This is a genomic window from Buttiauxella izardii, assembly GCF_003601925.1.
In the GTDB taxonomy this organism is placed as follows: domain Bacteria; phylum Pseudomonadota; class Gammaproteobacteria; order Enterobacterales; family Enterobacteriaceae; genus Buttiauxella; species Buttiauxella izardii.
The window spans coordinates 44,851-57,666 of sequence record NZ_QZWH01000052.1 but is presented as its reverse complement, the minus strand read 5'-3'; the positions used below and the strand labels follow the sequence as shown (position 1 = coordinate 57,666).

Below are 12,816 nucleotides of genomic sequence, written 5' to 3'. Positions count from 1 at the left end.
ATTTACTAAAGATTTATTTAGCTTTTGTTCATATATAATTTGTTAGGTTGTCTATTGGATTTTGAAGTGGAAATCAATGTGGCTTTAACAAAAAAAACGGTCATCTCTTTTATTATTTTCTTGTCATCATTGGTGACATTGCCTGCGGCATTAGCGAATGAAACTAATGTATTGAGTCACGCCTGGGATACTTTGACGGATAACGTTTCGCAAACATGGAATGAACCGCAACATTATGATTTATACGTGCCTGCTATCACCTGGCATGCGCGTTTTGCCTACGATAAAGAAAAAACCGATCGTTATAACGAACGCCCGTGGGGGATTGGTTTTGGCCAAAGCCGCTGGGACGAGAGCGGTAACTGGAATGGTTTGTATCTGATGGTGTTCAAAGATTCCTATAACAAATGGGAACCTATCGGCGGTTATGGCTGGGAGAAAACCTGGCGCCCGCTGGCGGATGAGAATTTCCATCTGGGGCTGGGTTACACGCTGGGTGCGACGGCGCGTGATAACTGGAACTACATTCCGATTCCGGTAATTTTGCCTCTGGCGTCTGTGGGTTATGGCCCGGCCACGTTCCAGATGACCTATATTCCCGGAACCTATAACAACGGTAACGTTTACTTTGCCTGGTTGCGTTTCCAATTCTGATGGGTCGCAATCGCTGAAATCATGCACAACAGGTGCTCTTGCTATCTACCTTTCAAAAACAAGGGCTACTGCACAGTTTTTAAAAGAGGTAGCAATTTTTAGCAATTTTTCTCAATTCGGGGCTGGACAAAATCCACCACAATTGGTGTACTGATGCCCGACACAGCATTTGTGTCGTTTTTCATGTAAAGGTAATTTAGATGTCTAAGATTAAAGGTAACGTTAAGTGGTTTAACGAGTCAAAAGGCTTTGGCTTCATTACTCCGGAAGATGGTAGCAAAGACGTGTTCGTACACTTCTCTGCAATCCAGAGCAATGGTTTCAAAACCCTGGCTGAAGGTCAGCGCGTTGAGTTTGAAATCACTAACGGTGCCAAAGGCCCATCTGCTGCAAACGTAATGCCTATCTAAGGCTTTACCAGTAGAATATAAAAACCCGCTAAGGCGGGTTTTTTTTGGTCTAAATTCAGGAAAATAGATAAACTTTCACAAAGCACATCACAATTAGCGTGCTCATCAGCACCGCCGTCCAACCCGCCATACGTTCTTTCATTGTTTTGCCCCACACTCATTTTCGACCAGAGTGGCAGACAAAAATTAAGCTAACCTTAACGCGTGGCTAATCAGTGACCATAAGCTAAAGAAACTATCCAAAATGCGAGGGCGGTCATTATTAACGAGCCGGCAAGGTTCAGCAGAACGTTTAATGCAGCCCAGGCAAGGCGTCCATCCTGAAGCAGGAAAACCACTTCAGCGGAGAAGGTCGAAAAGGTGGTTAAACCGCCGCAAAATCCGGTAGTGATTAACAATTTCCAGATGGGATCGAGATGAGTCATGCGGGTGAACAGCGCCAAACCCAGTCCGATAATAAACGCGCCCACCAGGTTTGCGGTGAGTGTTCCTACCGGAATGGCACCATGGACAGGGTTGAGTTTCATGCTTAATAACCAGCGCACAACGCTCCCCGTTCCGCCGCCAATAAACACGGCTAATAGCATCTGCAACACGTGAGTTTCCTGTTCGTTCTCATTAAAGTGCTTGAGTGTAACGTCAGCACGAGAAGTTTCACACTGGGTATAATGATTTATTCGCAGGCTGGAGAGAAACCACAATGAAAGTTGCAATAGGGCAGTTTGCCGTGAGTCACCTTTGGCAGGAAAACGTGCAAACATGTCTTAACAGTATGGCCGCCGCCAATGCGCAAGGCGCGCATTTGCTTGTGCTGCCAGAAGCGATACTGGCGCGTGATGATAATGACCCGGATTTATCAGTGAAGTCCGCGCAGTCCATTCACGAGGCATTTATCCAGCCACTTTGCGAGCAAAGCCGTAATAACGCATTAACCACGATTCTGACGCTACACATTAAAACCACAGCAGGACGCGCCGCCAATACTTTGTTGGCGATTCGCGGTGGGGAAGTGATTGCTCATTATCAGAAACTTCATCTTTATGATGCGTTTAATATGCAAGAATCGCGGCTTGTTGATGCCGGGAATACTTTGCCACCACTGATTGAGGTTGCAGGATTTAAGGTGGGATTAATGACCTGCTACGATTTGCGTTTTCCGGAGATGGCTTTGAGCCTGGCGTTGGCGGGAGCGGAAGTTTTAGTCTTGCCCGCCGCGTGGTTGCGTGGCCCGAATAAAGAAATGCACTGGTCAACGCTTCTTGCCGCTCGCGCGCTCGACACAACATGCTACGTTGTGGCCTCCGGTGAATGTGGCAATAAGAATATCGGCCACAGCCAGGTTGTTGATCCACTTGGCGTGGTGATTGCTGCGGCGAATCAACGGCCTGCATTGATTTACGCTGAGTTGGAAAAACAGTATTTAAACGAAGTCAGGGCGATGTTGCCGGTACTGAAAAACCGTCGGTTTGCAGTACCGCATTTGCTGTGATTGTTTTTTAAGCTGATCTTGATCCAACTTGTTACAGATTGCTATTGTATCGCACGAGAAAATGACCGTTAATTGTCTCAGTGTATTATTCGCCGTATTCACGGCACGCATGATTAAAGAAGGTTGTTATGGGTGAGATTAGTATTACAAAGTTGCTGGTAGTGGGTGTGCTGATTGTTTTGTTATTTGGCACCAAGAAGTTGCGCACCCTGGGTGGCGATCTTGGCTCAGCAATCAAGGGCTTTAAGAAAGCAATGAGCGAAGATGACACCAGTGTGAAGTCAGCCAATAATGCTGATGCCCCCGCTGACCGCATTTCGCATAAAGACTGATCACGAAGCAACTTTTGACCAGACATAAAAAAACCGGCATCTCAAATGCCGGTTTTTTTGTGCAAGCTGCAATTTAAAAGTAACGATTTGTTACATCGTTATTTCACTTCCATGCCTTTGGCTTGCAGATCCGCGTGGTAAGAAGAGCGCACAAATGGGCCACAAGCCGCATGAGTAAAGCCCATCGCCAGTGCTTCGGCTTTCATCTCTTCAAACTCGTCAGGGCTGACGTAACGCTGAACAGGTAAGTGGTGACGGCTTGGCTGCAAATATTGCCCCAGCGTCAACATGGTTACGCCATGGCGACGTAAATCACGCATAACTTCCACGATTTCAGCATTTGTTTCGCCTAAACCGACCATCAAACCTGATTTAGTTGGGATATCAGGGTGCGCTTCTTTGAAACGCTCTAACAGTTTCAGTGACCAATTGTAGTCAGCGCCTGGACGGACTTTACGGTAGATACGCGGAACGTTTTCCAGGTTGTGGTTAAACACATCTGGCGGCGTAGCGGTCAGGATTTCCAGTGCTTTATCCATACGACCACGGAAATCGGGCACTAATGTTTCGATTTTGATGCTTGGGTTCTTTTCGCGGATTGCGCTGATGCAATCGGCAAAGTGCTGCGCGCCGCCGTCACGTAAGTCGTCACGGTCAACAGAGGTGATAACCACGTAGCGCAACGCCATGTCTGCGATAGTTTGGGCGAGTTTGCCTGGTTCGTTGGCATCTGGCGCGACAGGGCGACCATGAGCCACATCGCAGAATGGGCAACGACGAGTACAAATTGCGCCAAGGATCATAAAGGTCGCGGTGCCGTGGTTGAAGCATTCAGCCAGGTTAGGGCAGGAGGCTTCTTCACACACGGAGTGCAAACCATTTTTACGCATTGCCGCTTTGATACCCTGAATTCGGGTGGAATCAGATGGAAGTTTGATCTTCATCCATTCTGGTTTTCTTAACAGCTCCTGGCGCTCAGTCACCACGTTTTTAACCGGGATCAGAGCCATTTTATCGGCGTCGCGGTACTTAACGCCGCGTTCCATTACAATAGGTTTACTCATATCGTAGAAATTCCAGTTGCTAATAACGAATCAGGCTAATCGAATGTTTTATTTATCAACTATTTTTTAATAGCGCGCGCAGTATATCATCACTGGAGGGGATAAATCAGCCTGGCAAAGCCGTAAACGGGGAAAGAATTGTAAATGATTTGTTGGTTTGTGCGCTTTTCTACGTTAACAATTAGCAAATCGACCTCAAAGCGTCAGGCAAGAGGTCGTTATCACTATGCGGCTTCAAATTCCTGGAGGATAGAATCGATCACTTCCTGTAGCACCGCATCACGTGCACTAAGTTTATTGATGTGCATAGTTGTCGTGACCGTTGTGCCAGTAAAAATACTGCATTCCACCATTTTAAGCGGGAAGATGCGGGAATAGAGTTCAAAAACTCTGAAGGGCATAAAACCAATTAGATCGCTGCTCGTCAGCATTGAAGCTATTGTTAAGAAGTTATAACTGCTAAATGTTATTTGGCGGTTGGGTAAAACATTATTAATCACCTGGCGCAGGTCAACTAACAGATCATCCTGCATTATCAAAAATGTATAATTCACATCGTGAATGTTATTACCGCTAAATAATAATTCTGCTGTGGGATGATCGTGGCGACAAACGGCCACCAGGCGGTCATTATAAAGGTTATAACTACTGATACCCGGGCTATGGTGGGGACGGGTATCGATAGCAATATCAGCCTGGAATTGTGAAAGCTGTCTTTCGGCAATCGGGACATTACGAATAGATAATTTCGGATTGACCTTTTGTATAGCGCAATAAATTCTTGGCATCAGTAACGCACCCAGTGAGGGCGTACTCGCAAGAGTTATGGTGCGCTCTTTATCGTAGTTATTATTGACGTCTAACGCGCACAGAATCGACTCAAACCCCTGGCTAATGTACTCGTGCAGGTGCGCTGCGTAGGCAGTCGGTGTGACGCCTTGCCCTTTGCGGATAAACAGCGGGTCGGGAAATGTGGATCTGAGTTTCTGGATGGACTGACTTATCGCTGACGGCGTTAAATTTAACACTTTGGCAGCATTGACGATCCCTTTGTGCACATAGACTGCTTCAAAGACGGTTAATAAATTAAGGTCGATATTACGTAATGCTTTAAATGTCGGGTAATCGTCTTCTTGATTTCTTTCCATGATACAAAACTCCATTGCCGTAGCGAACTATCCAGAGAGACTGGAAAGTTATATTCAATTTTGATTTTTTATTTATCCGGATGAAATTATACAAAATAAGAAATAAAGTAAAGCGGTGCTAAACATCTGGCATATAAAAACTGCATCACAGGCGATGCAGTTATCAGAATAATATATATTAATCGTGAATATATTCGACGGGCGGATGATTCAATAATTCGATGAATTTATTAATAAGCAATGGTTGCACATCATTTAGCGAAATTCCTGGACGTAAAGCACTGACTTGCGTCATTTCCAGCCCGGCATATCCACAAGGGTTGATGCGCAAGAACGGGCTGAGATCCATGTCGATATTCAATGCTAACCCGTGGAATGAGCAGCCTTTGCGGATGCGTAAACCCAGTGAACAAATTTTACGCCCGTCAACATAGACACCCGGTGCATCAGCACGTGGATAGGCTTCTATGTTTAGTTCAGCAAGGGTTTTAACCACGGTTTGCTCAAGTACCGTTACCAGTTCCCGAACTCCGAGTTTGCGGCGTTTCAGGTTGAGCAACACATACATGACCTGCTGACCGGGGCCGTGATAAGTCACCTGGCCGCCTCTGTCGCTTTGAATGACCGGAATATCACCCGGCACCAGCACGTGTTCAGCTTTCCCCGCCTGGCCCTGGGTAAACACGCGCTCATGCTCAACTAGCCAGATTTCATCGGCAGTGTTTTCATCTCGGGTATCGGTGAATTCGTGCATCGCCCGCGAAACGGGTTCGTAGGGTTGCAGGCCAAGTTGGCGGATTTGAATTGTATCTTGAGACAAAACATCGTCTCCGGCAGGTTGAAAAGTGATGGGAATATATCACATGCCCGACCAGAAGGCCGGGCAGGGTACGAATTACAGCACCATACGAACGATTTCGATATCACCCAGTTCTGCGTACAGAGTTTCAACTTGTTCAATATGGGTCGCAGTAATGGTAATGGAGACAGAATGGTAGTTACCTTTGCTGCTCGGTTTAACTTGTGGGGTGTAGTCACCAGGTGCGTGGCGCTGCACCACCTCAACGACCAAATCAACCAGCTCAGGCTTCGCCAGACCCATCACTTTGTAAGTAAAAGGAGTCGGGAATTCGAGCAATTCTTTCAGATTGGTTTTCATGGTAGCTCCAGCGTTACGGCATTAAAAATAATAACTCCCGCCAGCAGGGGCGGGAGTTGCTTTGATTCGTAGTATATGGGGACGACTTCCACTCTTTCAAGTGTTCAATTATTAACCAAACCAATGATGGAACATCAATTTAATATAATCAATGATTCGGCTGAAGAAGTTACCCTCTGGCATTTCCTGAAGCACGACCAGCGGACGCTGTTCGATAGTTTTGCCATCCAGTTGGAAGTTGATAGTGCCGACCACCTGGTTTTTCTGCAGTGGCGCGTGCAGCTCAGTAGTGTTAAGCACATAACTGGCTTTCAAATCTTTCATGCGGCCACGTGGAATCGTCAGGTAGACGTCTTTATCCACACCCAGCGATGCACGGTCATTGTCACCAAACCAGGCTGGCTCAGAAGCAAACTCTTTACCCGCTTTCAGTGGCGAGACAGTTTCAAAGAAACGGAAGCCCCAGGTCAGCAGTTTTTTGCTTTCAGTTTCACGGCCTTTGTAGGTGCGTCCGCCCAGTACGGCAGAAATCAGGCGCATCTGACCTTCGGTTGCCGAAGCCACCAGGTTGTAACCTGCAGCGTCTGTATGGCCGGTTTTGATGCCGTCAACATGCAGGCTGGTATCCCACAGCAAGCCGTTACGGTTTGTCTGGCGGATATTGTTAAAGGTGAATTCTTTTTCTTTGTAGATTGAGTATTCGTTTGGCACATCACGAATTAACGCCTGGCCAATCAGCGCCATATCGCGCGCTGAGCTGTATTGGCCTTCTGCATCCAGGCCGTGGACGGTCTGGAAGTGGGTGTTTTTCAGGCCCAAAGCAGAAACATAGCTGTTCATCAGGCCAACGAATGAATCCTGGCTGCCAGCCACGAAATCGGCCATTGCAACGCAAGCATCGTTACCAGATTGCAGGTTGATACCGCGAATCAGCTGAGAGACAGGAACTTGCATACCTGGCTTCAGGAACATCAACGAGGAACCTTTAAATACCGGGTTGCCGGTTGCCCATGCGTCCTGTCCCACAGTCACAATCGAGCTTTCGTTAAATTTCCCGGCTTTCATTGCCTGACCGATAACGTAGCTGGTCATCATTTTGGTCAAGCTGGCTGGATCACGGCGGGTGTCAGCGTTGGACTCAGCCAAAACCTTACCTGAGTTGTAATCGATCAGGATGTACGCTTCTGCATCAATCTGCGGCACACCTGGAATCATCGTTTTGATATTCAGGTCGTCAGCGTGTGCGGCAGTTATTGCCGTAAGGGTCAGGGCCGTAGTAAGCGCCAAGCGTTTAACAAAACGAAAAGAAGGGGCTGTATTCATGATTAGAACAACGACATCCGTGATGGGAATAAAAAAAAAGTGCCTTACTATAGCAAAAGCGATTTTTGCTGGCATCCGTCTTTGCGCATCATTTGTTAATGAAATTTACATTAACTGACCCAGAGCGGATGCCAGACACAACCGCTTACATAGCGGTTGCGTTAGTAATGAAGGATTGCTGTTGGGCTTCGCTCATCAGGCGTTGTTGAAGCGCGCTGGCTTCAGTTTTGCTGGTGAATGGCCCAAGTTGTACGCGGTACATCGTCCCATTGCTGGAAACCTTGCCGGGTACGCCAAATTGCTGGCTCAGTTTCTGCTGCCATTGCGCGGCGCGAGCCTGGTCGCTTACTGCACCGACTTGAACTACATAACGCCCGGAAGCGGCTGTAGCTGCGGCAGGCGCAGCAGTTTGTGCGGTGCCCTGGACTGAGCCTGGAGCGGTAACTGGAGCATTTTGTTGCACCGGTGCTGCTACGGCAGCAGGCGCAGGCGCTGGCTGCTCGCTTTCAATTACGCCCGGTGCCAGTGGTGTTGCAGCGCCCAGGAAACCGCTGCTGCTGACCGGCGCGCCGGTAGAGTCTTCACTTTGCAGCGTGGAATTGCTGATAGCGCGAACATCACCCTGCGGTGCATCCATCGGAGCAGAAGTCGCACTTCCCATTCCGGTGTTTAAATCCGGACGAGCGGGCAGGGCGTAAGTTTGCTTCGCGATGGTCGTACACTCGGTACCCGGGCCGGACATTGTTCCATCCGGCGCGACAACAATCGGGTCGATACGCACTTTGGTGTTATTCGAGTTGTTCAGGCGATCGGCTGCGGCGCGAGACAATGAAATCACACGGTCATTACCATATGGGCCACGGTCGTTAATGCGCACCACAATCATGCGGCCATTCGCGAGGTTGGTGATTCGCGCATAGCTTGGAATCGGCAGCGTAGGATGTGCCGCCGTTAAAGCGTTGGGATCAAACGTTTCACCAGATGCGGTGAGATTACTCCCCGGTTCAGCATCGTAAATAGCCGCAAGGCCAGCCTGGCTGAAGTTTGCCGGGTTTTGTACGATTTTGTAGCTCTTACCGTTATTTTCGTAATCCTGGTTCACCGAAGGATTCAACGGTTCAAAGCGCGGGTCAGCACCACTTATTTCAACCACCGGGCCATTACACACCGCCGGTTGCGGTTGTTGGTTTACCTGCTGTTGGTCGCCGTCGTCAGACGTACAACCCGCCAGTATTGCAGCCACAACACAGATCCCAAGCCAACGCTTAACCATTACGCACCTCATCCACTTACACGCTTTTTGATAACATTTTTCTGTGGGTATGTATCGACATCACGATACCAAACCCGGCCATCAGAACGATCAGGGCTGAGCCCCCATAACTCACCAGCGGCAAAGGTACGCCGACCACCGGTAAGATACCACTAACCATGCCAATGTTAACAAACACATATACGAATAAAATTAGCATTAACCCACCGGCCATCACGCGGCCAAATGTGGTTTGTGCGCGAGCGGCAATAATCAGGCCACGCATAATGAGCAGCAGATACAGCGCCAGCAAGACCAGAACCCCTACCAGACCGAGTTCTTCTGCGAGTACCGCAAAGATAAAGTCGGTATGACGTTCGGGTAAAAACTCAAGCTGCGACTGCGTACCGTGCAGCCAGCCTTTGCCGCGCAAACCGCCAGAGCCAATGGCTATTTTAGACTGAATTATGTGATAACCCGCTCCGAGTGGGTCAGTTTCGGGATCCAACAGCATCATTACGCGCGCACGTTGGTAATCGTGCATCAGGAAGAACCACAAAATCGGGATAAATGCGGCGACCAGCAAAACGGCGACGCCAATCAGTTTCCAGCTCATTCCTGATAAGAACAGCACGAACAGGCCCGATGCGGCGATAAGAATCGAAGTACCGAGGTCAGGCTGAGCCGCAACCAGCAGCGTTGGCATGAAAATCAAGATCAGCGCGATACCGGTGTTTTTCAGTGTTGGCGGGCAGACGTCACGGTTGATGAAGCGCGCAACCATCAACGGCACGGCAATTTTTGCAATTTCAGAAGGCTGGAAACGCACAATACCGAGATCCAACCAGCGCTGTGCGCCTTTAGAAATCGCACCAAACGCATCCACCGCCACCAGCAATATGATACAGACGATATAAAGATACGGCGCCCATCCCTCGTAAACACGCGGCGGGATTTGCGCCATCACAATCATCACGACCAGCCCCATCAGGATCTGGCCAATCTTGCGCTCCATCATGTCCATGTCCTGGCCACTGGCGCTCCAGATAACCAGCGCACTGAAGATAAGCAACGCCAGGATGGTCACCAGGAAGAGCGGGTCGATATGGATTTTGTCCCAGAACGACTTTTTATTGGGATTATCAGTCATGGTCATTGGTCTTCTGCTCCTGCTGCTGCCGGTGCTTCAGTTGGCAGTACCGTGTTGTCATCCCCGAGCATAATGTGGTCGAGGATTTGGCGCATGATGGTGCCTACAGCGGGGCCTGCGCCGCCGTTTTCCAGAATCATGGTGACGGAAACCTGTGGGTTATCGTATGGAGCAAACGCAGTCATCAATTTATGGTCGCGCAAGCGTTCAGCGATTTTGTGGGCGTTATAAGTTTCGTTGGCTTTCAGGCCAAACACCTGCGCGGTCCCTGATTTCGCTGCGACTTTATACGGGGCATTGGCAAAATATTTGTGAGCCGTACCGTTAGCGCGGTTGGCAACGCCATACATCCCGTCTTTGGCAATTTCCCAGTAACCAGAGTGGATATCACCCACTGGCGGTTGTATAGGTTGCTGCCACGGAACTTTTTTGCCGTTCTCAACGGTGCTCATCAGGAAATGAGGAACGCGCACGATGCCGTCGTTAATCAGGATCATCATCGCCTTGCTCATCTGAATCGGTGTCGCCGTCCAGTAACCCTGGCCGATACCAACAGGAATGGTGTCACCCTGATACCACGGCTTTTTAAAACGTTTCTGCTTCCACTCACGCGTTGGCATGTTACCGGCGCGTTCTTCGGAAAGATCGATACCCGTGTAATGACCATAGCCAAACTTGCGCATCCACTCGCCCATGCGGTCGATACCCATGTCATAAGCGACCTGATAGAAGTAGGTATCCGCAGATTCTTCCAGCGCTTTGGTGACATTCAGGCGTCCGTGGCCCCATTTTTTCCAGTCACGATAGCGTTTCTCAGAACCGGGTAACTGCCACCAGCCAGGGTCAAACAGAGAGGTGTTTTTGGTGATAACGCCCGCGCTCAAAGCCGACACGGCCATATACGGTTTCACCGTCGAAGCCGGTGGATAAACCCCTTGCGTCGCGCGGTTGATCAGCGGCGTATTCGGGTCGTTCAGTAACCCGGAATAGTCTTTGCTCGATATGCCATCAACGAACAAGTTCGGGTTGTAACTCGGCATCGAAACCAGCGCCAGAATGCCGCCGGTGCGCGGGTCTGTGACCACCACTGCGGCGCGGCTGCCCGCCAGCAACGTTTCAATATAATTCTGTAGTTTCAGATCGATTGTCAGATAAATATCGTGACCGGCCTGCGGCGGCACTTCTTTAAGCTGACGAATCACGCGACCACGGTTGTTGACTTCAACTTCCTCGTAGCCGGTCTGGCCATGAAGAACTTCTTCGTAATATCGCTCAATACCCAGCTTGCCGATGTCATGCGTAGACGCGTAGTTCGCCAGTTTGCCGTCTTTGTCCAGACGCTCAACGTCTTTATCGTTGATTTTGGAAACGTAGCCAATAACGTGGGTCAGCGCTGAGCCATAGGGGTAGAAGCGGCGTTTATAGCCTTTAACTTCAACGCCCGGGAAGCGGTATTGATTCACGGCAAAACGGGCAACCTGCACTTCGGTGAGGTTGGTTTTGACCGGAATAGAGGTGAAGCGATGGGAGCGAGCCCGCTCTTTCTTAAAGTTGGCGATATCTTCGTCGGTTAAATCCACCACCGAGCGCAGGGCTTCCAGCGTATCCTGCACGTTATCCACTTTCTCCGGCATCATTTCCACCTGGTAGATGGTGCGGTTGAGTGCCAGTGGCGTGCCGTTGCGGTCGTAGATAATGCCGCGACTTGGCGGGATAGGAACCAGTTTGATTCGGTTTTCGTTGGAACGAGTCTGGTAGTCGGTATAACGGACGATTTGCAAATTATAAAGGTTGGCGACAAGCACACCGCTCAGCGCCAAAATACCAAGAAACGCGACTAACGCCCGGCGCACAAATAGCGCAGACTCAGCTGTATAGTCACGAAAAGAATTCTGTAATTTCATCCGCAGCTTTGTTCTACCTGACGATATCTACTCACGGTGATAAGGATGGTTGGTCGTAATGCTCCACGCGCGGTACAGGCTTTCGGCAACCAGCACCCGCACTAAAGGGTGAGGCATTGTCAGATTCGAAAGCGACCAGCTTTGTTCTGCGGCAGCTTTGCATGCCGGGGCGAGTCCTTCAGGGCCGCCAATCAGCAGGCTGACATCTCGACCATCCTGTTTCCAGCGTTCAAGCTGCACGGCAAGGTGCGGCGTATCCCATGGTTGCCCAGGGATATCCAGCGTGACAATACGGTTGCCCTTGCCGGCGGCTGCCAACATCATTTCGCCTTCTTTTTCGAGAATGCGTTTGATATCGGCGTTTTTGCTTCGTTTACCCGCAGGAATTTCTACCAGTTCAAATGGCATATCCTTGGGAAAACGACGCAGGTACTCGGTAAAGCCGGTTTGTACCCAGTCAGGCATTTTTGTGCCAACGGCGACCAGTTGCAGCTTCACGCATTAACCCCAGAGCTTTTCCAGTTCGTACAGCTGGCGGCTTTCTTCTTGCATCACGTGGACGATGACTTCGCCCAGATCAACGACAACCCAGTCAGTTGCGTTAATGCCTTTCACACCCAGCGCATCAAAACCGGCTTTGCGGGATGATTCAACAACATGTTCAGCAATGGACATCACGTGGCGGTTAGAAGTGCCGGTACAGATAATCATGCAATCAGTGATGCTTGATTTACCCTGAACATCCAGAGCGACGATGTCCTGGCCTTTGAGATCGTCAATTTTATCGACGATGAAATCTTGAAATTCTTTACCCTGCAAGTGTTCCCCCTGGGAGAAGTAGAGTGTGTTCGATGTTGCCCGCATAAAAACCCATTAAAGAGGGCAGTTTTACCGATAAGTCGGCAATGCGGCGCTCAAAGCGGGGTATCAT

The 12,816-nt window shown here is 49.4% G+C and carries 15 protein-coding genes; 4 read left to right on the top strand and 11 right to left on the bottom strand.

Annotated features, from left to right (window positions below; translation table 11 throughout):
• Positions 1-78 precede the first annotated feature (78 nt).
• Complete coding sequence (gene pagP, locus D6029_RS19385; protein WP_272482848.1) at positions 79-654, top strand: lipid IV(A) palmitoyltransferase PagP; 576 nt, start codon at positions 79-81, stop codon at positions 652-654.
• 200 nt (positions 655-854) lie between these two features.
• A complete protein-coding gene (gene cspE, locus D6029_RS19380) occupies positions 855-1,064 on the top strand; it encodes a transcription antiterminator/RNA stability regulator CspE (protein WP_004100146.1) in 210 nt (69 codons plus the stop codon).
• Positions 1,065-1,276: 212 nt separating this feature from the next.
• Here cspE and crcB read toward each other — a convergent pair whose 3' ends face one another.
• Complete coding sequence (gene crcB / locus D6029_RS19375; RefSeq protein ID WP_120066339.1) at positions 1,277-1,660, bottom strand: fluoride efflux transporter CrcB; 384 nt, start codon at positions 1,658-1,660, stop codon at positions 1,277-1,279.
• Between the two features lie 104 nt (positions 1,661-1,764).
• Here crcB and D6029_RS19370 point away from each other — a divergent pair, with 104 nt between their 5' ends.
• Together D6029_RS19370 and tatE are read left to right on the top strand one after the other, a co-directional pair.
• Complete coding sequence (locus D6029_RS19370; RefSeq protein ID WP_120066338.1) at positions 1,765-2,553, top strand: deaminated glutathione amidase; 789 nt, start codon at positions 1,765-1,767, stop codon at positions 2,551-2,553.
• A gap of 128 nt (positions 2,554-2,681) precedes the next feature.
• Entirely contained in the window at positions 2,682-2,885 is a 204-nt protein-coding gene (gene tatE, locus D6029_RS19365; RefSeq protein ID WP_120066337.1) for a twin-arginine translocase subunit TatE, read from the top strand.
• 98 nt (positions 2,886-2,983) lie between these two features.
• Here tatE and lipA read toward each other — a convergent pair whose 3' ends face one another.
• The 10 genes from lipA to rsfS all read right to left on the bottom strand — a co-directional run bounded on the left by lipA (position 2,984) and on the right by rsfS (position 12,704).
• A complete protein-coding gene (gene lipA / locus D6029_RS19360) occupies positions 2,984-3,949 on the bottom strand; it encodes a lipoyl synthase (protein WP_034493979.1) in 966 nt (321 codons plus the stop codon).
• Between the two features lie 224 nt (positions 3,950-4,173).
• Positions 4,174-5,097, bottom strand: coding sequence for a YbeF family transcriptional regulator (locus D6029_RS19355; RefSeq protein ID WP_244212430.1), 924 nt, complete (start codon positions 5,095-5,097; stop codon positions 4,174-4,176).
• 178 nt (positions 5,098-5,275) lie between these two features.
• Positions 5,276-5,917 carry a lipoyl(octanoyl) transferase LipB gene (gene lipB / locus D6029_RS19350; RefSeq protein WP_120066335.1) on the bottom strand — a complete coding sequence of 214 codons (642 nt, stop codon included), beginning with the start codon at positions 5,915-5,917 and terminating at the stop codon, positions 5,276-5,278.
• A gap of 75 nt (positions 5,918-5,992) precedes the next feature.
• Entirely contained in the window at positions 5,993-6,256 is a 264-nt protein-coding gene (ybeD, locus tag D6029_RS19345; protein ID WP_120066334.1) for a DUF493 family protein YbeD, read from the bottom strand.
• A gap of 111 nt (positions 6,257-6,367) precedes the next feature.
• A complete protein-coding gene (gene dacA / locus D6029_RS19340) occupies positions 6,368-7,579 on the bottom strand; it encodes a D-alanyl-D-alanine carboxypeptidase DacA (protein WP_120066333.1) in 1,212 nt (403 codons plus the stop codon).
• Positions 7,580-7,724: 145 nt separating this feature from the next.
• Complete coding sequence (gene rlpA / locus D6029_RS19335) at positions 7,725-8,852, bottom strand: endolytic peptidoglycan transglycosylase RlpA (protein WP_120066332.1); 1,128 nt, start codon at positions 8,850-8,852, stop codon at positions 7,725-7,727.
• A gap of 16 nt (positions 8,853-8,868) precedes the next feature.
• Positions 8,869-9,981, bottom strand: a complete 1,113-nt coding sequence (gene mrdB, locus D6029_RS19330) for a peptidoglycan glycosyltransferase MrdB (protein WP_120066357.1) — start codon at positions 9,979-9,981, stop codon at positions 8,869-8,871.
• Between the two features lie 2 nt (positions 9,982-9,983).
• On the bottom strand, positions 9,984-11,885 hold the full coding sequence (mrdA, locus tag D6029_RS19325) for a peptidoglycan DD-transpeptidase MrdA (protein WP_120066331.1): 1,902 nt from the start codon (positions 11,883-11,885) through the stop codon (positions 9,984-9,986).
• A 27-nt stretch (positions 11,886-11,912) separates the two neighbouring features.
• Positions 11,913-12,383, bottom strand: coding sequence for a 23S rRNA (pseudouridine(1915)-N(3))-methyltransferase RlmH (gene rlmH, locus D6029_RS19320; RefSeq protein ID WP_034456714.1), 471 nt, complete (start codon positions 12,381-12,383; stop codon positions 11,913-11,915).
• Between the two features lie 3 nt (positions 12,384-12,386).
• Positions 12,387-12,704 carry a ribosome silencing factor gene (gene rsfS, locus D6029_RS19315; RefSeq protein ID WP_034493995.1) on the bottom strand — a complete coding sequence of 106 codons (318 nt, stop codon included), beginning with the start codon at positions 12,702-12,704 and terminating at the stop codon, positions 12,387-12,389.
• Positions 12,705-12,816: the final 112 nt, after the last annotated feature.

What these genes read in the sequence shown, in the direction of transcription:
- cspE (WP_004100146.1), top strand. Translation starts at nt 855, where the DNA reads ATGTCTAAGATTAAAGGTAACGTTAAGTGGTTTAACGAGTCAAAAGGC.
- dacA (WP_120066333.1), bottom strand. Translation starts at nt 7,579, where the DNA reads ATGAATACAGCCCCTTCTTTTCGTTTTGTTAAACGCTTGGCGCTTACT.
- mrdB (WP_120066357.1), bottom strand. Translation starts at nt 9,981, where the DNA reads ATGACTGATAATCCCAATAAAAAGTCGTTCTGGGACAAAATCCATATC.
- tatE (WP_120066337.1), top strand. Translation starts at nt 2,682, where the DNA reads ATGGGTGAGATTAGTATTACAAAGTTGCTGGTAGTGGGTGTGCTGATT.
- D6029_RS19355 (WP_244212430.1), bottom strand. Translation starts at nt 5,097, where the DNA reads ATGGAAAGAAATCAAGAAGACGATTACCCGACATTTAAAGCATTACGT.
- D6029_RS19370 (WP_120066338.1), top strand. Translation starts at nt 1,765, where the DNA reads ATGAAAGTTGCAATAGGGCAGTTTGCCGTGAGTCACCTTTGGCAGGAA.
- mrdA (WP_120066331.1), bottom strand. Translation starts at nt 11,885, where the DNA reads ATGAAATTACAGAATTCTTTTCGTGACTATACAGCTGAGTCTGCGCTA.
- ybeD (WP_120066334.1), bottom strand. Translation starts at nt 6,256, where the DNA reads ATGAAAACCAATCTGAAAGAATTGCTCGAATTCCCGACTCCTTTTACT.
- rlpA (WP_120066332.1), bottom strand. Translation starts at nt 8,852, where the DNA reads ATGGTTAAGCGTTGGCTTGGGATCTGTGTTGTGGCTGCAATACTGGCG.
- lipA (WP_034493979.1), bottom strand. Translation starts at nt 3,949, where the DNA reads ATGAGTAAACCTATTGTAATGGAACGCGGCGTTAAGTACCGCGACGCC.